The organism is Nostoc sp. (genome assembly GCF_036919555.1).
Classification (GTDB): Bacteria; Cyanobacteriota; Cyanobacteriia; order Cyanobacteriales; family Nostocaceae; genus Nostoc.
In genome coordinates, this window is the sequence record NZ_JBALCS010000083.1 from 36,748 (window position 1) to 59,967 (window position 23,220).

The window sequence follows — 23,220 nt, forward strand, 5'->3', positions numbered from 1 at the left end:
GGTGAGGCTCGTGACGCTCGATAGCGTCCCTTGCGCGTCTCCCAGAGTTGCATTAGCGACTGTGCCTAGCGTCTGACTCGCTAACGCTGCGGCATCGTCTCACGCCACTTGCTACAACTCTTGGAACCCCGGCAACGCAGTGGCTCCCCTTGTCTACGAGACGCTACGCAAAGGGAGAAGATCACGCTAACTCACTACAAACCTTTAATTATTCACGCTCACTTACTTAATTGACTATTTACTAAATGACTCACAGACGCAAATTTTTAAAAGAGATGGCAGCACTTTCTAGCTTATCTTTAGCTGGTTGTGGCTGGAGGCTGGCTGAAGTACGTGCTAATTCTAATCCGAATGGTCAACGTGACCAACTTTATATCTTTACCTGGACGCAATATACCGACAACCAATTACTGAAAACTTTTAGCACCCAAACCGGCATGAAAGTGCTAGCGGATGTATATGATTCCAATGATGTCATGCTGGCTAAGTTGCAAGCTGGAGGCGGTGGCACTTACAGCATCATCTACCCATCCGATTACATGGTGCAGAAGATGGTAAGCAAAGGTTTGTTAACAGAAATAAATCACGATCGCTTAATCGGTTTAGAGAATTTATTCCCGCGGTTTCAGAATCCTAGCTATGACCCCAATAACCGATATAGTATCCCTTTTAACTGGGGGACAACTGGTTTAGTTTATAATTCCGAAAAACTCAAAGATGCACCACAAGACTGGGATTACCTTTGGCAAAACCAAAAGCAACTTAGTCAGCAGATGACCTTGCTCAATGATGTTCGAGAAGTGATGGGTGCAACGTTACGGATGCTAGGTTATTCTTACAACTCAAAAAATGAACGAGAAATCAAACAAGCTTATGAAAAGTTGAAGGTGCTAAAACCTGCGATCGCACGTTTTGACACCGACGCTTGGCAAAATCAAATTCTAGGAGGAGATTTACTATTGGCAATGTGTTATTCAGCAGATGCGGTGAAAATCTCTCAAGAAAACCCTAAATTAAAATATGTGATTCCCCGCAGTGGTTCTTCATTATGGACAGACACTATTGTTATTCCCAAAACAGCCCCCAACCAGGCTGGAGCTTATGCTTGGATTAACATGATTCTGCAACCAGAATTAGCAGCCAAAATCAGTCAACGCCTGAGTATTTCTACACCTAATAGTGCTGGATTCGAGCAATTGCCAAAAAGAATACAGAACAATACTAATTTGTTTCCCTCAGAGTCGGTTTTAGCAAATTGCGAACGTGTTAGTCCTGTAGGAGAATTTGAAGAGGTTTATGATCGTTATTGGACTCAATTAACTAGTAGCTAAAATACTTAGGGAGTGGAGAGTGGGGAGTTAGGAGTAGAGACGCGATTAATCGCGTCTGTTAGAAGTTAGGAAAGACGCGATTAATCGCGTCTGTACAGGAGTTAGGAGTTATAAATGATGAATTTTCAAGAAAATGATATTTCTAAAATAGAAGAATCGCATCGTCTGCGAGGAAACTGGCTCCAACCTTTGGTATTACTTGCACCATCTGGGATTTGGTTATTACTTTTGTTGGTGCTGCCAACTTTGATAATTTTCGAGTTAAGTTTAGTTGCAGACATCCGGCCGGGAGATTTGGTTAATCCCAACGGATTCAAAAACTACATCCGAATATTTGACCCCCTTTACTTGCAAGTAATCGTGCGATCGCTATTTTTTGCGTTTGGCACTACAATAATTTGTTTAATTTTGGGCTTTCCTGTCGCCTATTGGATTGCTCAGATAGCACCGCAACGTTGGCGGAATTTGCTCCTATTAGCCTTTATATTACCTTTGTGGACTTCCTCATTACTTCGCTCCTATGCTTGGATTACAATTCTTCGTCCTACTGGTTTATTGAACAGTTTACTCAGCAATTTAGGCTTGCCTACTTTGGAATTGCTTAACCAAAGTCAAGCTGTATTTATTGGCATGAGTTACAGCTTGTTACCCTATATGGTTTTGATTTTATATGCTTCTCTCGAAAAGCTAGACAAGCGGTTGCTAGAAGCAGCAGCTGATTTAGGTGCAGATCCGGTGGAAACTTTTTCGCAAGTAACCGTACCGCAAATTTTTCCGGGAATTGCAGCTGCTTCCATGCTTGTATTCATCACAGGCTTGGGGGATTTTGTCGATCCAGAATTACTTGGTGGTGCTTCTAGTATGACGGCGGCGCGATTAGTTTATAACCAGTTTTTGGGAGCAACGCAAAATTGGGGATTTGGTTCAGCTTTGAGTATGACGTTAATTTTGCTTGTTAGTATTGCGATCGCGCTTTTAATTAAGTTTGGTGAAACTACACCTAAACGCTAAACTTTCCTTCACTTATAATAAGGGCATCAAACGCCAGCGAGACAACGGTTATGCTCTCACCTGATCTCAAAAATGCGTTACCAACTACTGATGAACTTCCCTGTTCAGACGATACGCCAGTGGATAACGAAGACCAAAACTTTTTGCCCAACATTTTACTTTTCCTACTGAACTCCATTTGGGCAAATCGCATGGATTGGTACTTCGGAGTAGATATGGGAGTCTATCACACCACAGGAGTAAATTCTAGAGTACCTGTAGGCCAGATGCTTTTTTAAGTCTGGGAGTAGAACGGAAAAAGGGTGGTAAATCACGCAAAAGTTACGCGGTTTGGGAAGAAAATGGGATAGTTCCAATATTCACATTAGAAATTGTATCCCACACCCCAGGAGGTGAATACGACGAGAAGCTAGATATATACAGAAAACTCGGTGTATTGTACTACGTAATTTATAACCCTGAGTTTTGGCGACGCGACCAACATCAACCCTTTGAAGTGTATAAGTTGATAGATGGAAACTACCAACTACAAATTGGTGAACCCTATTTGATGCCAGAGGTAGGGTTAGGTATTGGGCGACACCAAGCTGTAATTGCTGGGATACAACAGGAGTTTTTATGTTGGTATGATCAGCAAGGAAACCGCTATTTGACAGATGTAGAACAAGCACAACAAGAACGGCAAAGGGCTGAACAATTAGCGCAGTATTTACGTTCTCTAGGTGTAGATCCAAATAATCTACCTGATAAGTAACGCGATCGCGTCCCAAGGATTGATACACTTTATAGATACACCATGCTTCTCTCGCCAGTGTGGTATCACTTAACTTAAACTCTCACAGATAACTTACCGATAGCACTCAACTAAAATTAAGATTAATATCAATGATTTGCCGCCATAAGTAAATGGTTTAAATCATCTGTATTACTGTTAATTAAACCCTTAATTGTAGAAAGCAACTCATCCTCTAAATAAGGCTTGGTTAAATAAGCCTTTGCACCCAATTCTTGGGCAAGCTGGCGGTGTTTTTCAGCGCTGCGAGAAGTAAGAATCACTACAGGTATTTTTGCTAAATTCGGGTATTGACGGAAATTGCTCAACAACTCAAAACCATTCATTCGTGGCATCTCTAAATCGGAGATAACAACTTGTATTTCAGGATGTAACTGTAACTTTTCTAGAGCTTCTATACCATTTTGAGCTTGTATTACTTGATAGCCAAATTTTTGCAGAGTGAGAGAGAGAGTTTGCCGCAAACTAATTGCGTCATCTACTACTAAAACAACTTTTGGTGATTTATGATCTGGCTCTTGAGAATAACTGGGTTGGGTTTCTATAGTTGTTGTGGAAGTAGATGCAGTAAGTAATGGTGTAGATAAAAAAGTATGTCCTGATATCGGTAAGGCTTTTTTATTTGAAGAAGCTATTGGTAGCGCCCTGATATCAACTGTTGTTTGTTGGATCTCGCTAGACTTTACTAGCAATAAAGCATCAATCACTAAGATGAGATTACCATTGGCTAAACTACTACAACCATAAATATATTTTGGCGGTGCGATCGCATTTCCTAAAGGTCTGATTACCAGTTCTTGTTCACCAATTATTTGGTCAACTTCTAAAGCAAACATTGCCTGATTTCGTCGTAGAAAAAGCACCGGATTTTTCGCTATGCTTGGGTCGTGAGTATTTGATGTGTTGTATGAAGTAGCACTATTAATGAATGAACCATTATAATCAATCAAGTTTGAAAGTTGGCGAATGCTGACCATAGTCTCATCATTCTCTGTGTTCCAATGCAACACTTTTTTACCTTCAATTTCTTTAATCTGTTGTTCAGAGGGAATCAATATTTTTTCAATACTGTCCAAAATAAGACCATAAACAACACCTTTGGCTTGAACTAGCATTAATTTTTCTGTAGTCATAGAAAAAGGAATTTTGAGTATGAATATTGTTCCTTGGTTGGGGAAGGATTCAACTGAAATTGAGCCATTTAGTGCGTCCATCTGAGTACGCACAATATCTAAACCCATACCGCGCCCAGAAATTTCGCTCACTTGATTAGCAGTAGAAAATCCAGGCGAAAATATCAAATCTAAAAGTTCAGGATCAGCCAGATTAGAAGCAGAGCTTCTAGTTTTTTCTCCAGTTTGTATGGGATGAAATTCAACAGCTTTTCTGCGAATTCTGTCTAAATTCAATCCCTGACCATCATCCCGAACTTCGATAACAGTTTGGCTACCCTGATGATAGGCACAGATTTCAATTAAACCTTGTTCTGGTTTACCATGCTCTCGGCGAACTTCCGGAGTTTCAATACCGTGGTCAAAAGCATTACGCACTAAGTGTAATAAGGGATCGTAGAGCTTTTCTGCGATCGCTTTATCCACTAGCACCGCAGTACCAGTAAGTTTCAATTCTACAAGTTTGGCATAAACATTCCCCAACTTATTTACCATATGGGGGAAGCGATTCAGGATATTGCCCAAAGGCGACATTCGTGCTTCTACTAAGCTATCTATAATATTAAGAGTTAAATTCTCTTGTTTTTCACTAATTTGAGCAGCTTGCGTCACGAGCAAGTCAAGAGATTCTGTGGTTTCTTGTAGTTGCAGTATCTCTTCTATTGCTTCATGCAATGTCATATGGAATTCTGTATATACATCCATCTCTAAAGAGTCAAAATTCACTGCAAAATCTTGCGTTTGTTGTGAGGTAATATTTTGTATTTGTAATGGTAAATCACGTAATTCATTTAAAGTTGTTTGGTGTCTAGTGAGTTGCTGTTCTAATTGCTCAATTATTTCTTTCACTTGTTCATCTTGCAAACTACGCCGTTTTTGGTAAATCAGCAATTCTCCTGCTAGATAATTGAGGTGTTGCAGTCTCTCTGTATCTACTCGAATAAATGAAGGTTGGCGCAAATTTTTAGTTTGAACATACTGTGATTTATCTTCTATTTCTTTATTAATTTGTGTAGCTAAATCAGGCATGGCTTCAATAGCTGTTTCAGAAACTACCGGCTCACTGACAGTTAATAAATCAGGCTTTTCTGAAGAATCATCAGTCTGGCTCGTCACCACTTCAGCAGCAAGGTTTTCGCTAGCTTCTTCTCCCCATATTGCTTCTAGTAAGTTATCAGTTACTTGAGGAGATACGGATTTAAATATTTCTTTAAAAACTAATAGTGTTTGTAGCCTAGGACTATCAAGCCAATTTTTCTCTTTGCTAGTAATAGGAGGATAATTTTTATATTCTTGTGCTAATGTATGAATTTGCTTTTGTAATATTTTAATTGCTAAGATGTAGCTATCAGATGGTTTAAGAGAATATTGAAATTTTGCAACTGCAAATAGGATAATTAAGATGATCCCACGTCGATAAATACAAATACTTTCACTATCTCCTTCATCTTGGATAAAATCAAGAAACTTTTTCAGCCAGTTTTCAATATAATTAAGTAGACTTATTCTTTCTAATGTGGGAACCAACAAAGTCAAAGTGAGTTCTGGCTCTGGTATTTCCATCTGGTGATTAAACCAGCCAAAAATGTAGCGAATTACTTTTAAATAAAACTTGGCAGTTGTTGGGTTTACAGGTTGGTTTTTATTGTTATTAGATGTAGTGATAAACTGGTAAAATTGTTCTTCATTGATGATAAATGTGCCAGGAGATGAATTATTTTGTAATTCTCTAGATAATTCATTATTTGCCACTGTCGTGAGTTTTCGCAAACCTGGAGAAGATTCTCCACCAGAAGTGCGATCGCCTTCTAATACTAATTTTTGTGCTTGTTGCAAATCTGCAAGGGCAATTTCTGCAATTTGCTGCACCTGGGTAGGATTTGCTTGTAGCGCTGATAGAATTGTTTGGGCAATTTCTCCCAATCCAGGTAAATTTAGAGATTCTGCCAAGCCGAAAAATACTTCAGCTTGAGAGTGTAAAAACTCGATAAATTCGTGATTATTTGGTGGATTGTTAACAGTGTCAGCAATAGTGTTTAGACGTTGTTCTACTCCAACTTCAAAAACGGATTGCACAATATCAAATCCCAATTCTTCAGAACTAGGAATATGAGATTCAGCGCCAAAGGCATCACCCAGTTTTTCTTGCAACTGTGCAAAGACTGAAGTTGCTCGATGGAGCAGTTCTTCATCATTAACAGTGCTGCCTATTAGCTCGGTATTTAATGCTATGCTCAGACATTCATAACCTTGTAATAAAAGTGTTTGTAATTCGCCATCAATTACCACTTTTGGATTATATAGAGCCTTAAATACATCTTCTAAAAAATGAGCTATCATTTTAATTACTTCTAGCCCAACATTAGCGGCGCCACCCTTAAGTGTATGAGTAGCCCGCATTAAGTTGTGAACTTTGGCAATGCTATAACCTTCCGATAAGCTAAATAGTTCTTGTTCAATAATTTGGACTAATTCCGGGGCTTCAGCCAGAAAGTAGATGTATCCTTGTTCGCGAATTTCTTTATCTGTAATCATAATTAGGGAGTGGGGAGTGGGGAATGGGGAATGGGGAGTGAGGAATGGCGAGTTGCTTTCAAGGGTAGATATTTAGGTTTGGGAGAAACAATTGAGAATATTCCTAATTATTGAAGCTACTTTTAAGGTTTCAGATAATCATTTTGGTTCTAAAACCCCAAAAATCGGTCTAATCTGAAAAACCTACTCCCTACTCCCCTTATTGTCTAAAGAACGAATCAAAGCACGGAGTAGTCTTCCTACAGATTCACATTGCCTCAAAATGGGAGTGACTAGTTGAGTATCTGTAAGTCCAACTTTGGCTCTAGCTGATAGTAACAAGTGAGTTTATAGCTCTTTGAGAGAGCCTTGGGCTATTCGGAGAAATTTTATGTATTCCGGGCGATACTCTCGTCCATAACCCTCAGCTATATTTGCTGGAACTGATGTAGCGGACCGACGAATCTGTGAAGTCATTCCGTAAAGTTCGTATTTCGGGAATGCAATCGTTAGCTGATAGCAAGCTTCAGCTAAATTCATGCCTTCTTGCCAAACTTTTAAATCTTGATAAGAGCAAATTTTAGAACCTGTCATTTCCCACTCCCCACTCCCTACTTAATTAATTGACTTTAAACTTACCAGCAGTTGTTAATAAGTCTTGTGCCATTCTTGATAAATCTTGGAACACAGTAGCAATTTCTTGAGATTCAGCAAAAGTTTTATTAGCAATTCCTGCTACATCTTGCATTGATTTAGTTACTGTTACAGATTGCGCCATTTGTTTTTGAGTCGCTGCGGTAATTCGCTCGATTAGCTGACTAATTTCGGCAGTTGCAGAAACGATCGCATTTAAGTTTTGGCGAGTGTCATTGACAAGATTTGTGCCTTCTACCACCTGTTGAATACCAGTTTCCATCGCTACTGCAACTTCCCCAGTTTCTGCTTGAATCTCTTGGACTAATTTTTCTATTTCGATGCTGGCTGCTGCTGACTGGCGAGATAACGAACGGACTTCATCAGCTACAACTGCAAAGCCTTTGCCATATTCACCGGCACGGGTGGCTTCAATGGCTGCATTCAAAGCCAATACGTTTGTCTGTGTGGCAAAATTACCAATCAAATTCACCACTTTCGAGATTTTTTGCGAAGATTCACTCAGGCGTTTAATCTTTTTGCTGGTTTGAGCAACGGTTTCACGAATTCCTTGGATTGCTTTGACAGTCAGGTTCATCGCAGTATCGCCAGACTCTACAGTTTGATTGGCTTGTTTTACTGCTAGTTGCACCAACTCGGCATTCGCCACTACAGCTTGAGTAGAGTCCACCATATGTTGAATTTCGCCTAAAGCTGCGGTAATTTCCTCAGACTGTTGTTGCGCCAGATTGGTCAATCCCGCCAGTGAAGCGTCGCTATTGCTAGAAGTTTGGGCAACTTGTTGAGCAGCCCCCTGTACCTGAATAACGATTTGTCGCAGTGCTTGCAGAGTACTATTGTAAGCATCAGCGATCGTGCCTAGCTCGTCTTCTGTAATCGGTGCGCGTACTGTTAAGTCGCCGGTGAGAGCGGGTCTAAGGGCTATTAGGAGTTGAATAGACCGTTGTTGTAGTAATTCTTTGGCTGCCTTTTCTCGTGCTGCTGCTTCTGCTAATTTTGCTGACTGCGCTTGTACTTGTTGCAAATATTCCGTCTGTTGTAATGTCAGTCCTAACTGACTGCCAATGCGTGCTAACAAACTGACTTGGGATTCGTCCCAATCACGAGTTCCCGAATTTTGGTAAGCTGCCAGCAAACCCCACAATTGTTCCCCAGCAAATATAGGAACAACTACATAAGCTTTGACTTCAAACTGTTCTAATATCTCAATATGGCAGGGTAAATGACCCATCTTATAGATATCATTTACAACAAAGTTTTCACCTTGGGCATATCGGCCTCCCTGAGTTTCTTGTAAGTGGGTATCTTGCCAGACAGTTTTGACATCGGGGCCTACCAGTTTTACCCAACTCTGACCTACTGACTCAGACACAAATTCGCCACTCCAGTCAGGATTGAAGCGATAGACAGAGACGCGATCGCATCGCAATAATTGTCGCGCTTCTTGAGTGGTTATCTTGAAAATATCTTCTACATCTAAAGATTGCCGGATGCGGTTGCTGATCTTTGTAACAGCTTTCTCTTGTTCCGCTAACTGAGCTAGTTTCTCAGATTTTACCCGAACTAATTCCAAATAGTCTATCTGTGATTTAGCTAGGCTAAATTGCAAGCTAGTCTGAACCAAAAAGTTAAGTTCCCAGCTTTGCCATTCACGGGTGCTGGAATTTTGATACGCTGCCAGCAAGCCCCACAATTTATCTCCGAAGAATACAGGAACAATTATGTAAGCTTTGGCTTCAAACTGCTCTAAAATCTCAATGTGGCAGGGAGCAAGCCCTGCTTTATAGATGTCATTAACGATAAAACTTTCACCTTTGACATACCGACCTCCCTGAGTTTCTTGCAAGTAGGTATCGTCTAAAAAGGTTTTAATATCAGGGCCTACCAGTTTTGTCCAAGCATTACCCACAGACTCAGACACAAATTCGCCACCCCAGTCAGGGTTAAAGCGATAGACAGCGACGCGATCGCATCGCAGTGATTGACGCACTTCATGAGTGGTTGTTTTGAAGACGCTATCTACATCTAAAGATTGGCGGATGCGATTGACTATCTTAGTAAAAGCTTTCTCTTGATCCGCTAACTGAGCTAGTTGTGCAGATCTAACTCGCACTTGTTCAAGATATTCTGCCTGTGATACAGCTACACCAAATTGAGAGCCAATTTGAATCAAAAAGCTAACTTCCCAAGGTTGCCAATCACGAGGTATAAAGTTTTGATAAATTGCTAATAATCCCCACAATTTTTCCCCAGAAAATACAGGTACAATCACATAAGCTCTAATTTCCAACTGCTCTAACATCTCAACATGGCATGAAGAATGACCTACCTCATGGATGTCATTAGCGATAAAGCTTTCACCTTGGACATATCGACCCCCTTTATTTTCTTGTATGTAGGTATCTGCCCAGACGGTTTTAATATCAGGGCCTACCAGTTTTATCGAATTACTAACCACTGACTCAGCGACAAATTCACCACTCCAGTCGGGATTGAAGCGAAAAACTACAACGCGATCGCATTTTAGTAATTGCCGTACTTCTTGAGTGGTTATTTTAAAGACATTATCTACATCTAAGGTTTGTCGGATACGATCGACTATCTTGGTTAAAGCTTTCTCTTGTTCAAGTATTTGAGCTAGTTGATCAGATTTCCTCTGCACTTCCTCGACATATTCTCTTTGTGATATGGCCACACCAAATTGCAAGCCAATCTGAGTTAAAAAGCTTTCTTCCCAAGATTGCCAATCACGCGGCCCAGAATTTTGATAAGCTCCCAGCAAGCCCCATAATTTCTCTCCACTGAATATCGGCGCAATGATGTAAGCCTTCATTTCAAACTGCTCTAAAATATCAATGTGACATTGAGCATGACCCATTTGATAGATGTCCTTGACCACAAAGCTTTCACCCTTGGCATAACGTCCTCCTTGGGTGTCTTGTAAGTGGCTATCTTCCCAGACCATTTTAAAATCCGGGCCGACCATTTTTATCCAACCATTACCCACTGTCTCCGCGATAAACTCGCCACTCCAGTCAGGTTTAAAGCGATAAACACCCACACGATCGCATTTTAGTAATTGACGCACTTCTTGAGTGGTTGTTTGGAAAATCTTATCCACATTTGATACGTGGAGAATTTTATCGATGACTTTAGCTACTGATTTCTTTGCCTGTGCTTGATTTTGTAGTTCTTTGTGAAATTCAAAGCTCTGCAATCTGTAGATCAGTTCTGTTGTAATTTGAGATAGGAGACTAATTTCTACCTCTTGCCACTGCCGCGTTGATTGGCAATTATTTACTGCCAGTAACCCCCATACTTTACCTTCTACTACAATCGGTAAACTCAAACTAGCTTTAATTTGAAATTTATCTAGTAGTTGCTTTTGATAAGGGGTAAGTTGAATCTGATTGATATCGTTAATAACTACAGGTTCTACATAGTCTTGATTTCTATATAAACCAAAAAGAATTCCAGGAATATTTTCGCCTAAAGTTGGTGTCCAACCTAGTGTTCTCGATTCTGCTAAAACATTACCTGATTCTATGGAAGTAAACTGATAAATTAAGGCGCGATCGCAGCCAATCTTTTCTCTAATTTGCGCTACAGTGATTTTGAGTAGTATATCAAGGTCTGGGGCTTGGCGCATATAAGTTGTGATGTCTTGCAACTGTCGCCGCCAACTTTTAAATTCCTCAGCGATCGCATTTAATAAAGATATTTCATGACTGGCAATATTCGCTATATCTGGAGCACCATTAATATTTTCTGTTTCCGAAATTAGATTCTCATTTTCTTGGCTATTTTTATACAAAAATGTCATTTGATTAACCTCAAAACTTGTGATTGGTAATAATTTGATATTTGGCAGGTAAGAATGATCTGGATATTTGGTTATTAAGGATTAGTAATTGTCAAAATCCTATGCCTAATCACCCATTACTAAATGTTCAATTATGAATTGCCCACATGGGAGCTTCGATAATCGTTATGGCATCCAAATTAAAAATCATCTCCTCCGAATCATTAATAAAGTACCCCTGTAAGAAAGGTGAGCTTTTAGGATAAAATAATTCAGTCGTTGCGGGTTTCATTTGCTTAGTATCCAGCCATTCAATATCGATAAGCTGTCGCACCAATAGCCCCAAATACTTACCCTTATTTTCCAGAACAATCCCCATCATTATTGAAAGTAAATTTGATCCTTGCGAAATTGGAGGATAACCTAACATTGCCTCTAAATCTACCAACCAAAGCATCTCACCACGCCAGTTATAAATACCCAAGACGCTACTGGGCATCTCAGGAACGCCACATATTTCTGGTAATGATACTTGCAAAACTTCTGTGATGTGTTGTAACGAAATTACGGCTGTATCCATTAATCCCAAATTAAAACTTAAAAACTTTTCCTTGGTTTCCAAAGTTATTGATCCTTTGTTCTTGATAATTTATCTTTAGCCACTATTTGCAGTTATTATTTAATTGAGAAATAGGGACTTTTATTGACTATTTATTTATTGCATTTTTACTTATTAATCAATTGGTTCAAGATTACCAATAATTCCTCTCGTTCAACCGGTTTTGATAGATAACCATCAGCGCCCAACATATTACCCCAAATTTTATCTACATCAGTATTTTTGGTAGAGCAAAAAACCACAGGTATTTTGCTAGTGTTGGGATTGCTTTTCAGTTCTCGGCAAATTTCAAAGCCACTTTTCCCCGGTAAAATTACGTCGAGTAATATTAGGTCTGGCTTATTTTTATCTATTTTATTTTGAGCCTCTTCACTGCTTGTGGCGCTAATCACAGAATAACCTGCCTGTTGTAAGTAACGGCTGATTATTTCCATATCGGTTAAGCCATCTTCAACAACTAAAACAGTATTCATGACAATTACTCGTTAAACCTTTCTCAGAATGTAAACAAATTAGACATCCAAATCCCAAATGATTCCTCAACAAAGACATACAAGGGACTAGCCCCTAACCCCTTTGCCCTAACCACTATTTCACAACTAAAACAGGACTGTTATAAAATACAAAAATTTGTATTTGTCTAATTTTGATTCAATCTTTACGTATCAACCTCAGCAAAAATACGCACTAAACATAACTTAATATAGGAATTGTAAATTGTTTTTGAAAAAATCTAAATAGTCTTGTAGAGTGTGTTAGATAAGAGTACAGCACCATTCCAGGCTTTTAGTACCGTATTCTCATCTAACACACTTTACACTTAATATTTTGTTTATAAATAAGTAAGTGGGCGTGAATAATTAAAGGCTTATAGTAAGAGCTTTAACCCTTACTATAAGCCTTTAATTTATTTCAAATTGTATAATATAAGACAGTATTATTGATTATTGCCAACTTACTTAGCATCTAATTTCGCCTAATTATAAACCTCTAAATTAGAGTTATTCTTGTCGATGGATACACTCGGTGCAGGTAAATATTTACGTACTATAGCCATCACCTTATCAGTCACTACGGGTTTAGTGAGAAAATCTGTAGAACCGACTACCTTGGCACGAACTCTATCTAAAAAACCATCATTGCCAGTTAATATAATGATTGGTGTGTTGGCAAAGGTAGATATTCGTCGCAACTGAGTGCAAATTTCATAACCACTAGCAACTGGCATAATCAAATCCAAGAAAATCAGGTCTGGTTTTTCCTGAATGAGGGTTGGTAGAGCTTGTACAGCATCTTGAATCTTGACAAACCTCAATCCATTGGAAGTGATAATATCCTCTAGCATTTTACATACCTGAGGGCTATCATCGACGCAAGCCACTAGGTGAGCAGTCTGCTTCTTTAGTTGTGTGGTGGTAAAGTTATTGTTGACTTCAGTAACTACTAAGGGCAAGTCAGATACTTCCATCAATTCAATAATTCCTTTAAGGATATAGGGAAGCAATGAACGGGTGAGTGGCATTACACCCTGCTTCATTTTCACGGCTAAATCTCGCAGAGTAAATTTGCCGTTGATTAAATTGACAAAGTTTTTGTAGACAGATGCACTTACCATCTGCTGGAGTATTTCTGGTCGCCGCAGAAATGGTGCCAAGTCAGGAGAAAAACTTGCTAAACCAGCTTCTGACCAAATTTTCCACGAGTCTTGCATCTGCTTTACAGACATTTCTGTACTTGTGAAGCTCATTGGTGCTTCTAAGATAACTTCTTGGCTACGATTGCAACTTATAGAAGCAAAATTTCCTTGCATAGCTACGTCAAATAATAGTTCTGCTATCGTGTTATCGACAATAGAGTTAATCTGTTCTCTCTGGATTTTCTGCCTTTTGTACAAGATTTCTAAAAGGCGATAATCCCAGTAATCGATTGATAGGTCTTGCAAACGCATCTGCAACTTATCAACATCAATCTGGGGACAATTTTGAGCTATATGTCTACGCCAGCGTCGGAAGGGATGAGTTCCTCCCGTTGCCCAAACTATGCGTCCTAGCCGATAGTAAAAAGTCCATTGGCTGCCCTTTGAACTTTTAATATTTAATTTGCCGTTATATTGCAGCTGAGTACAAGTTTGAAATTCATTTACTAGATTATTTGAAATAACTTCCCGGTCGGACATAGTTTGTTCCTTTTATTAAAAAGCCAACCCTTGAAAAACCTACACAAACTATATAGTACTCAGCAGATATGTGAATAAGTGCAAATACATTTGGTATATAGCAGTTTAAATCAAGATTATTAAAAGCAAGGTAGATGAGAAGACAGCAAAACTATTGCTAGCAAATAATTTATCTAGCATAGAATTTTTATTAGCGGACTTTAGTTTTCTGTTAATATCCATGACTCAAGTAGGTTGCCATAGTCCACATCATGATGTATAGAGTATTGATATACTAATTTTAATAATTTTCATACTGAATTATATCCGTATAAGTTCGGAATTTTTGTTCAAAAGATAATTAGTAGTCTCCAGATATTTGGGCTTTAGTTATTGAGATTGCCAAGAAATCGTCAAAATATTGATTTAAATTTATATTTCTTAATTTATATCAGTTTTAGTGAACTTTTCTAGGGAATATTTAAGTAAGTCGGCAAGAAAATTTCAATGTATGTAAACAAATATAAATTAACTTAGTTAGAAATATTCCCACTTACCTACTTATCCTGAAAAAAAGGCGTGCTACTAATATCATGTCCGCATAATTAGTTACGATTCCCACAGTCATTGCACCCCATCCCTTAATCCCCTCCCCGCTTGCGGGGAGGGGAGACAAAGCATAGCTTTGACGGGGTGGGGTTCTTCGGGTTTAATAAGCAATCAAGCGGACATGATATGAGATAAGTAGCAGCCATATATAAATATTTAAACCTCATCCATTTTGAAACCTGGGGTAGTGTAGGCATTTTGTCCGCTACTACCAGCAGGGAGCAAGATGTTCCCACTACTTTTAAAAACTATGGTTCTCAAAGTAAATGTGGTTTATTTAGGAAAATTTTTTTAAGGTTGGTTGTGGTTTTGATAACTGATAACAGCTGCTCTGAGATTACTTTGGTGTTCTGAAAGAAGCCGATCGCCCTCGTCTTTTTCTAAACCAGTCCAGTGCATCAATAGCGCTAGCTTAACCCACTTGCCACTACGTTCTAGTAAAAAACCAGCAGCTTCCCGACTTAAACCTGTGAGGTCTTGTAAAATTCCCAAAGCGCGATCGCGTAACTTTTGATTTGTTACTGCCACATCTACCATGCGATTGCCATAAACTTTGCCTAGCTTGACCATTACCCCAGTAGAAAGGACATTTAAAGCTAACTTCGTGGCTGTACCAGCTTTCAGGCGAGTTGATCCGGCGATTATTTCTGGCCCTGTCAATAGGCGAATGTCAATATCGCCATCAAAGCTAACTTGTTCCGCCGGAACACAGGCGATAAAAATAGTAGTGGCACCCCGTTGACGAGCAGCATGAAGCGCACCGTGGACATAAGGTGTTGTCCCACCAGCAGTAATGCCAACTACTACATCTAGTTGGGTAATATGTCGCCCAGCGATCGCCGCCTCACCATCTTCGATGCTGTCTTCTAAATCTTCCGAACTGCGTACCAGCGCCCCCGCACCACCAGCAATAATCCCCTGTACCAACTCTGGAGGCGTACAAAAAGTAGGTGGACACTCAGCAGCATCTAACACCCCTAGCCTGCCACTTGTACCCGCACCGATATAAAATAGGCGTCCTCCGTGGCGCAAACGCTCTGCGGTACGCTCAATTGCTTGTGCTAACTGAATTTTCGCCGCCGCAACCGCCGCAACTGCCTTTTGGTCTTCGCTATTAAACAGCTCCACCAATTCCAGAGAACTGAGCTGGTCTAAGTTAAGACTGTTAGGATTTACCATCTCGGTTAAAAGATGTCCGCGTTCCTGCAAATTTGTCATTTGTCCTCTGTCATTTGTCCTTAATCTTTTGTCCTACCCTATGGGGAACCGCCCTTTGGACGTTTATATCATTAGTCAAGCGACCAATGGCTAATAACCAATAACCAATGACTAATGACTAATGACAAATTACAACAATCCTTCCAATTTGCGACGCATCTTCTCTAGTTCAGAATCAGACAATTCTGGTTCTTCTAGTGGCTGTTGATTGAAAGGGAAGGTATCTTCAATAGTATCCTCCTTCTGGGCATCTGCTTGCCAGTCGGTTTGTTCCACGTTAAGTTCTGGGGGAGTGACAACTAAATTGGTATTTTCTGGGATGATTTCCCATTCATATCCAGCACTTTCGCAAAATTCCTTGATTTCCTCAGCATCGATGGGTTCTGGTGTCGGTGAGGGGAAATCCTGAGCTTCCAACATCAGGGCAAAGCGCGTGGCGTCGTCTTCTGACTCGAACATCAGAATTTTATTGCGATCGCCCTCCCGAATTGTGTGAATCCCCTCATTTTCCGTTCGAGCATTAAAAATTAACACAAAAAGACGCATAGGTGTAATCATCTGTCTTTTTTAAGGTCTATTAACATTAAAGTTCTAGGTTGTGACTCAGGGAAAGTCACAGGAACAATTTTGACTCTATTCAACTCAGATTTTCCTGAAAAGGCCAATATTATTAAGCATAAGTGTTAGATCAAGCAAATTCCGTAACTCAACCAATGAGGTCTTAGATTTAGTTGGCGTATCCTGGAAATGGCATAGTGAATCAATGTGCCAGTTAACGCTTGTGTGTGCCAGCGATATCCGGCAATTAATACTGTGAAAGCAAATGACTAACTTTTCCAATCAAGATCATCACTCCCTTTCCCCTATCCGCAAACCTCTGTGGTTGCTGGTGTTGAGGCGGGGTAGCATTGCCTTGGGCGGACTTTTACTATTAGCAATTGTCATCGGTATTTGGCGGTTGTGGACTTTTGTGCAAACAGAATTAACACCCTTGGCACAACAAAGTCTCACGACTACACTCAACCGGCCGGTAAAACTGGGAAGAGTCAGACAATTTTCGTTGACGGGAGTGCAGTTTACAGCTTCAGCTATCCCAGCCACACCCACAGATCCAGATCGGGCGGCAATCGAATCTGTGGAGGTGAGTTTTGACCTATTACAACTAATCTTTAACCGCCACCTCAAGCTAGATGTCACCTTAGTCAACCCAGATATTTACATTGAACAGGATAAACAAGGGCGCTGGGTTTCCACTAAGATATCGCCGTCTGGTGAACGCGGCGCAATTAAAACCGATTTGGACAACCTGCGGTTTCGCAATGCCAAGCTGGCGTTGATGCCGCAGAAAAGAGCAGGGGTAGCAACATCCTCCTCATCCCCCGTAACATTTTCTCAACTGAATGGCTCTGCCCAACTTTTAGCAAATAACCAGTTCATCAGGTTTGAAGTGGGGGGTCAAGCAGACAGTGGTGGCAGTATTTCCATTCAGGGAGAGACACGTTCTCGGGTGCTAGCAGGCAACTTTCAGGTGCGATCGCCAGATTTGCAGGCTGCGGATATTACTCGCTTAATCAAGTTACCAGTGAACTTACAGGCGGGTCGAGCCAATGGCGACTTGCTGATTAAGTTAACACCAGGACAGCAGACTTTATTGTATGGCAGTGCGGCTGTGCAAGGGGTAACAGTTCAAATACCCAAAGTCCCGCAACTGTTGAGCAATAGCCAAGGAAACCTGCACTTCCAGGGAACGGAGTTGCAGTTAAATAATGTTACTACCAACTACGGCAAAATTCCCCTAGTGGCTGCGGGAATTATCGACACTAAAGCCGGCTTTAAGTTGGCGGGGCGTGTAAATGCGGTGAGTTTGGCTAATGCCCAAGAGACTCTGAAGGTAAAACTACCTGTGCCGATCGCTGGACAAGTACAAGCTTCTTTGCAGATTACCGGATCAATAAAAGAGCCAATTCTCTCAGGTACAGTTGCCACAATCCAAACTGCCCGGATTGACAAAGTTGATTTTAATAACATCACTAGTAAATTTGAGCTTGTTACTAGTTCCTCTTTAATTACCTTAAAAGATATTCAAGGTCAAGCCAAAGTTGGTGGTGAAATCACCGGCGCTGGTACAATTCAACTCGGTAAAAACCCGCGACTGGATTTAAATTTCGCTGCCCAGAATCTTCCAGGGGATGCGATCGCAAAAGTTTACGAGATCACACCCAATTTCCAAATCGGCAATGTCTCAGCTACAGCCCAACTAACTGGCACTCCTACCAATGCCCAAACTGCGGTACAATTCCAAGCTCCTAACGGAACTTACCCCGGAACTGGCGAAGTTGCGATCGCTAGCGATCGCACCGTCTCTTTCCGTAATGTGGCTCTGAATGTAAGTGGTGGTACAGTCCGGGCAACTGGTAGTTATGCTAATCAGCGTTGGCAAGCTGTGGCTGTTGCCTCTGGGGTAAAATTAGAACCCTTTGTAAACAAAAGTCAACTGCAAAATGTCTCTTTGGCGGGGGTAGAGTACAATGGTCGTCTCATCCTCTCAGGTAGTACAGCACCATTTAAAATTGCCACGATTCGCACTGAAGGCGGAGGAGTTGAAATTGGTAGCGGCATAGTTGCAGTTTCTAATATCCAACTGCAAGACCAAAGCTTCTCTGCTCAACTTGTAGCTAATGCTGTGCGGTTGGGACAAATATTGAAACAGTCTCCCCCAGCTTTAAATAATCCATTGGCGGGTACATTCCAAATCGCAGGCAACAGAGATAATTTCAGCCTGAAAACCATGCGTGGCAGTGGTGAGGGTCGCCTTGCTATTGGCGGCGGGACTATTACAGCCTCGAATATTCAAATTGCTAATGGTCTATATCAGGCGCAAGTCCAGGCTAAGAATGTTCCTGTGCAGCAGTTGGCAACAGTACCAAAGCAGTTCCAAGGAACGTTAAATGGTCAGTTCAACGTCGCCGGTGCTGTTGATCCTTTTAAACCGCAAAATATTCAAGCCAATGGTCAGGCACTAATTAATGTTGCAGGTGGGACGATCGCAGCCTCTAATATCCAAGTGGCTAATCGTGTATATCAGGCGCAAGTTCAAGCAAATAATGTACCGTTGCAGCAGTTGGTAGCAGTACCACCACAGTTACGGGGAACCTTAACTGGTCAAGCAAACGTGGCGGGTTCTGTTGACTCTTTTAAACCGCAAACTATTCAAGCCAATGGTCAGGGACGGTTAAATGTTGCAGGTGGAACGATTGCAGCCTCTAATATCCAATTGGCCAATGGTCGCTATCAAGCTGTAGTTAATGCTTCAGGTGTGGAATTAAATCGGTTAAATCAGCAATTGCGGGGTGAATTTGGCGGTCAGTTGCAATTAGTTGGCACGCTAGGATCATCCAAATTAGCTGATGTGCGTGCTGCTGGACAGGTGCAATTATCGCAAGGTATCCCTGGTCTTGAGCAACCCCTGACAGCTGCGATCGCTTGGAGTGGTGAAAGGCTGACCATTGAGCGAGCAACTGCTCCAGGTTTAAATGTTACTGGTAACATATTAGCCAATGCAAGAAAGGCGGGTATACCGGAAATTACTGCCCTAAATCTCAACGTCCAAGCCCAGAATTACAACCTAAAACAGTTACCGATCAATCTTCCTAATCAGGTTGCTGTGGCGGGGAGAGTAGATTTTAATGGTCAAATCACTGGTAAGCTACCCCTACCAAATGTGGTAGGGCAAATCAACCTACGAGACTTGGTTGTTCAAAATATTGCTTTTGAGCCGTTGTTAACTGGAAACATTGATTCAGTACAGGGACGCGGGTTGAATTTGAACTTGGCAGGTAATCGCGTAGACCCGAAGGGGCTTTTCGCCAGAGATCGCCTGGACTTCAATTTAGATGCCAATAATCGCCCGAAATCCTTCTTAGTACAATGGCAGCAAGCATTAGCCACAGGTAATGTTGAAGGGAATGATTGGACACTCAAAGTTGCAAATTTCCCCTTACAAATATTGAATTTGACTCCGCCACCAATTACTCGTTTGGGTACTGGTAAGATAACTGGGTTGTTAACTGGGGATTTGCTCTTTAATCAGCAGACATTGGCAGCTACGGGGAATTTAGCGATCGCCAATCCGCAAATTGGCCGAGTTAAAGGCGATCGAATAGCTGCTCAATTCCGCTACGCTAACGGTAAAGCTATACTCACCAGTAGTGAATTTGTCAAAGACAACAGTAGCTACGCCCTGGTTGGTACTTTGGCTCAAACCCCTAAAGGACCTCAACTAGAAGGTAAACTGAACGTCAACCAGGGTAAAATCCAAGATGTTCTAGCTGTAGCACAGGTATTTGATTTACAAAATTTGCCAGGTGGTTCAGCAGAAATCTACGGCACAGCAGCCGATCTAACCACCACCCCCCAAGGAGCGCCAAATCAGCCCTTGTTCAACCAAATCCAACGCTTTTCTGAAATTGAAGCTTTGGTAGCAGAACAGGAAGAAAAGCGACTTAATTCCACCCCCATACCGGATTTGGCAGACTTAAAGGGGACTTTCAACGGAGAAGTGGCTGTAAATACAGCTACAGCCAATGGATTGTCAGTGGAATTTAATTTGAATGGACAAAACTTTACCTGGGGTAAAGAGGAGGAACGAAATCGTTTTTATACTGCCGACAACGTGATTGCCGAAGGCAACTTTGAGAACGGTGTTTTAAGTTTGCGACCTTTACGAATCGAGTCAAAAAACAGGCTGATTGCCTTCACGGGTAACGTTGGCGGTGATGAGCAATCCGGTCAGTTGCGGGTGAATAATTTTCCGGTACAAATACTGAATAATTTTGTCAAACTGCCAGTTGGAATCACAGGTAATCTTAACGCTACAGCAGCTTTAGCAGGCAACATTGCAAATCCCCAAGCTAGAGGGGAATTGCAAATCACAGAAGGAATACTAAATCAGAACAAAATAGAGTCAGCGAGGGCAAGTTTCAGCTATGCCAACGGACGCTTAGACTTTGGTAGTACTGTAGCAGTTGCTGGCCCAAAACCTGTTGATATTACTGGCAGCATCCCTTATAAATTGCCTTTTGCTTCCGTGGCACCAGACAGTGAGCAAATAACTCTGGATATGAAGTTAGAAAACGAGGGATTAGCACTGTTAAACGCATTCACTAATCAAGTGGTATTTGAGAAAGGTGAAGGAGAAGTAGACCTCAAGGTACGCGGAACACTCAAAAAACCCGAAGTAAATGGAATTGCTACTATTAATAATGCTACTTTTTCAGCCCAGGCTTTGCCAGGTAAACTCAGACGTGTCACAGGTAGAGTGCTGTTTAATTTTGACAGCATCTTAGTAGAGAATCTTCAGGGTAGATTTAGCCGTGGGAACGTAGAAGCTGCTGGAGAAATTCCCATTTTCAACAATGAGAACGTGGTTATCAACAATCCCCTGACGGTTAATCTCAATCAGCTAACGTTGAATCTCAAGGGACTTTACCAGGGAGGCGCTAGCGGCAATTTACAGATTACTGGTTCTGCCCTTAACCCCATAATTGGCGGTAAAGTAAGTTTATTTGATGGTCAAGTATTGCTGGCGGAATCTACCGACGCGACTTCATCTGCAAATAGTAGTATTGGCGTATCACCTACAAATACCAATAAGCAGAGTAAACCTGAAATTAGGAATGGGACGGGAAATGCATTATCTCAAGCCTTGCCGTCAGGCATCGCTAAATTTAATAATCTAGATTTGGAACTAGGCAAAAACGTCCAAATTACCCGTCCACCTATTCTTAGTTTCCGCGCAACTGGTAATCTCATCGTTAACGGTTCAATCAATCAGCCAATACCCGATGGTACTATCCGCTTAGAGAAAGGTGGAGTCAATTTATTTACTACCCAATTTAACCTTGCTTCTGGCTATAAACACACCGCAACTTTTAGTCCCTCTCAACCCCGTGACCCCAACTTAGACATTCAGCTATTTGCCAAAGTACTGGACGTAACTCAAAATAATGATTTCAGTCGGGTAAATTCCACAGGTTTATCAGCCTTAGAGAGTGTTCGAGTCGAAGCCACTATCAAAGGTCTAGCCAGCAAACTAAATGAAAATCTAGAACTAACGAGTAGTCCGTCACGTAGTCAAACCGAAATTGTTGCTCTTTTAGGAGGTGGCTTTGTAGACACCCAAGGACGTGGTGACAGTACATTAGGTCTGATTAACATCGCCGGTTCGGCTGTGTTCAACAATTTTCAGTCAGCTTTTAACCAGATTGGGAGTACTTTAGGCTTAAGTGAACTGCGGATATTTCCTACCGTTATTTCTGATAATCCCGAAGCGGGAAGGAGCAGTTCAACTTTGGAATTAGCAGCAGAGGCTGGGGTTGATATTTCTTCCAAAATATCCTTTTCCAGTATCAAAATTTTGACAACAAATGACCCTTTCCAATGGGGTGTTAATTACCGGATAAACGACGAATTTCGTGTGCGTGCTTCCACTAATTTATCTGATGATAGTCGTGCTGTAGTAGAGTATCAAACGCGGTTTTAAATTATCGTCTGAAACTATTTTGAATTTTGAATTTTGAATTGTTAATTACTTCCTATTCCCTCTTCTCCTTGCTTCTCAATAGCTTGTCGTACCTGTTCAACATCCAATTCTAATGCTTCGGCAATTTGCTCTATACTTAAACCAAACTTAAGCAGACGGGGTATAATATCGAGCTTTGTTTCTTCCTTTACTTCCTGGTAAAATTTAGTTTGTCTCCAATCGGTTAATCCAAACATCGCTTCCAACTCCTGCTGACTTTTATTTACAAATTTATAGATAAGCATTTTCTCTACTAATTCTAAGAGATTGCTACGGTTAGCTTCATCCGTTTGTTGTACTTGACTTATCAAGTTTTTCGCTTGCTGTACGGCTTTGTCTTCTGTTGCAACTACTAACTTAATCACGCCTAGCCCAATCGAAGACGATGGTACATTATCTAACTCGTCTAAATAAATTATCCGAATTTACTGTTGAGCTAATGATGTTTAATAAATAAATGGCACGCCTAGGTCGAGACTGCGTTGAGCAAAAAGTAATACTGCTTGCCAGCGACGTTGAGGTTTATAGGATTACTACTTGATTTTTGAACAAAATTAGGGATTGTAGGGTGTGTTAGCGACAGCGTAACGCACCATTATCAAGGGTTTGGTGCGTTACGCTGTCGCTAACACACCCTACGTATCTTTTCATAAATCAAACCGGATTCCTATATCCCTCTTCTGTCACTTTCCGGGAGGGCGATCGCTAGAAGCCTCATGAGGCAATCAATACAAGCTATACTATTAGAAAAAAATTGGTCTT

General features: G+C 41.0%; 12 protein-coding genes and 1 pseudogene. 4 read left to right on the forward strand and 9 right to left on the reverse strand.

Going from position 1 to position 23,220, the window contains the following annotated elements; all coding sequences use genetic code 11:
• Positions 1–245: 245 nt before the first annotated feature.
• The 3 genes and pseudogenes from V7K36_RS22810 (at position 246) to V7K36_RS22820 (ending at position 3,096) form a co-directional block, all read left to right on the forward strand.
• Entirely contained in the window at positions 246–1,331 is a 1,086-nt protein-coding gene (locus V7K36_RS22810; protein WP_335119547.1) for a polyamine ABC transporter substrate-binding protein, read from the forward strand.
• 117 nt (positions 1,332–1,448) lie between these two features.
• Positions 1,449–2,342, forward strand: coding sequence for an ABC transporter permease (locus V7K36_RS22815; protein ID WP_335119565.1), 894 nt, complete (start codon positions 1,449–1,451; stop codon positions 2,340–2,342).
• 50 nt (positions 2,343–2,392) lie between these two features.
• Positions 2,393–3,096 (forward strand): annotated as a pseudogene (locus V7K36_RS22820) (Uma2 family endonuclease).
• 128 nt (positions 3,097–3,224) lie between these two features.
• On the opposite strand, the gene V7K36_RS22825 reads toward V7K36_RS22820, so the two are convergent.
• From V7K36_RS22825 to V7K36_RS22860, 8 genes are all read right to left on the reverse strand, one after another.
• Entirely contained in the window at positions 3,225–6,842 is a 3,618-nt protein-coding gene (locus V7K36_RS22825; protein WP_335119549.1) for a hybrid sensor histidine kinase/response regulator, read from the reverse strand.
• 327 nt (positions 6,843–7,169) lie between these two features.
• Entirely contained in the window at positions 7,170–7,415 is a 246-nt protein-coding gene (locus V7K36_RS22830; RefSeq protein WP_335119551.1) for a four helix bundle protein, read from the reverse strand.
• Between the two features lie 25 nt (positions 7,416–7,440).
• Entirely contained in the window at positions 7,441–11,298 is a 3,858-nt protein-coding gene (locus V7K36_RS22835; RefSeq protein WP_335119553.1) for a GAF domain-containing protein, read from the reverse strand.
• Between the two features lie 127 nt (positions 11,299–11,425).
• Positions 11,426–11,899: a chemotaxis protein CheW gene (locus V7K36_RS22840; RefSeq protein WP_335119555.1), complete on the reverse strand. Its 474-nt coding sequence runs from the start codon at positions 11,897–11,899 to the stop codon at positions 11,426–11,428.
• Positions 11,900–12,003: 104 nt separating this feature from the next.
• Positions 12,004–12,369 carry a response regulator transcription factor gene (locus V7K36_RS22845; RefSeq protein WP_335119557.1) on the reverse strand — a complete coding sequence of 122 codons (366 nt, stop codon included), beginning with the start codon at positions 12,367–12,369 and terminating at the stop codon, positions 12,004–12,006.
• Between the two features lie 503 nt (positions 12,370–12,872).
• The gene (locus V7K36_RS22850; RefSeq protein ID WP_335119559.1) at positions 12,873–14,072 is read right to left on the reverse strand and encodes a response regulator; all 1,200 of its coding nucleotides are present in this window, start codon (positions 14,070–14,072) and stop codon (positions 12,873–12,875) included.
• Positions 14,073–14,951: 879 nt separating this feature from the next.
• Positions 14,952–15,878 (reverse strand): N-acetylmuramic acid 6-phosphate etherase, encoded by a 927-nt coding sequence (gene murQ, locus V7K36_RS22855; RefSeq protein ID WP_334946005.1) that lies wholly within the window; start codon positions 15,876–15,878, stop codon positions 14,952–14,954.
• Between the two features lie 129 nt (positions 15,879–16,007).
• Positions 16,008–16,436 carry a DUF3110 domain-containing protein gene (locus V7K36_RS22860; RefSeq protein ID WP_335119561.1) on the reverse strand — a complete coding sequence of 143 codons (429 nt, stop codon included), beginning with the start codon at positions 16,434–16,436 and terminating at the stop codon, positions 16,008–16,010.
• Positions 16,437–16,701: 265 nt separating this feature from the next.
• Here V7K36_RS22860 and V7K36_RS22865 point away from each other — a divergent pair, with 265 nt between their 5' ends.
• Positions 16,702–22,419, forward strand: a complete 5,718-nt coding sequence (locus tag V7K36_RS22865) for a translocation/assembly module TamB domain-containing protein (RefSeq protein ID WP_335119563.1) — start codon at positions 16,702–16,704, stop codon at positions 22,417–22,419.
• Positions 22,420–22,460: 41 nt separating this feature from the next.
• Here the strand turns inward: V7K36_RS22865 and V7K36_RS22870 are convergent, their stop codons facing one another.
• The gene (locus tag V7K36_RS22870; protein WP_335119567.1) at positions 22,461–22,883 is read right to left on the reverse strand and encodes a DUF2887 domain-containing protein; all 423 of its coding nucleotides are present in this window, start codon (positions 22,881–22,883) and stop codon (positions 22,461–22,463) included.
• Between the last annotated feature and the right edge of the window lie 337 nt (positions 22,884–23,220).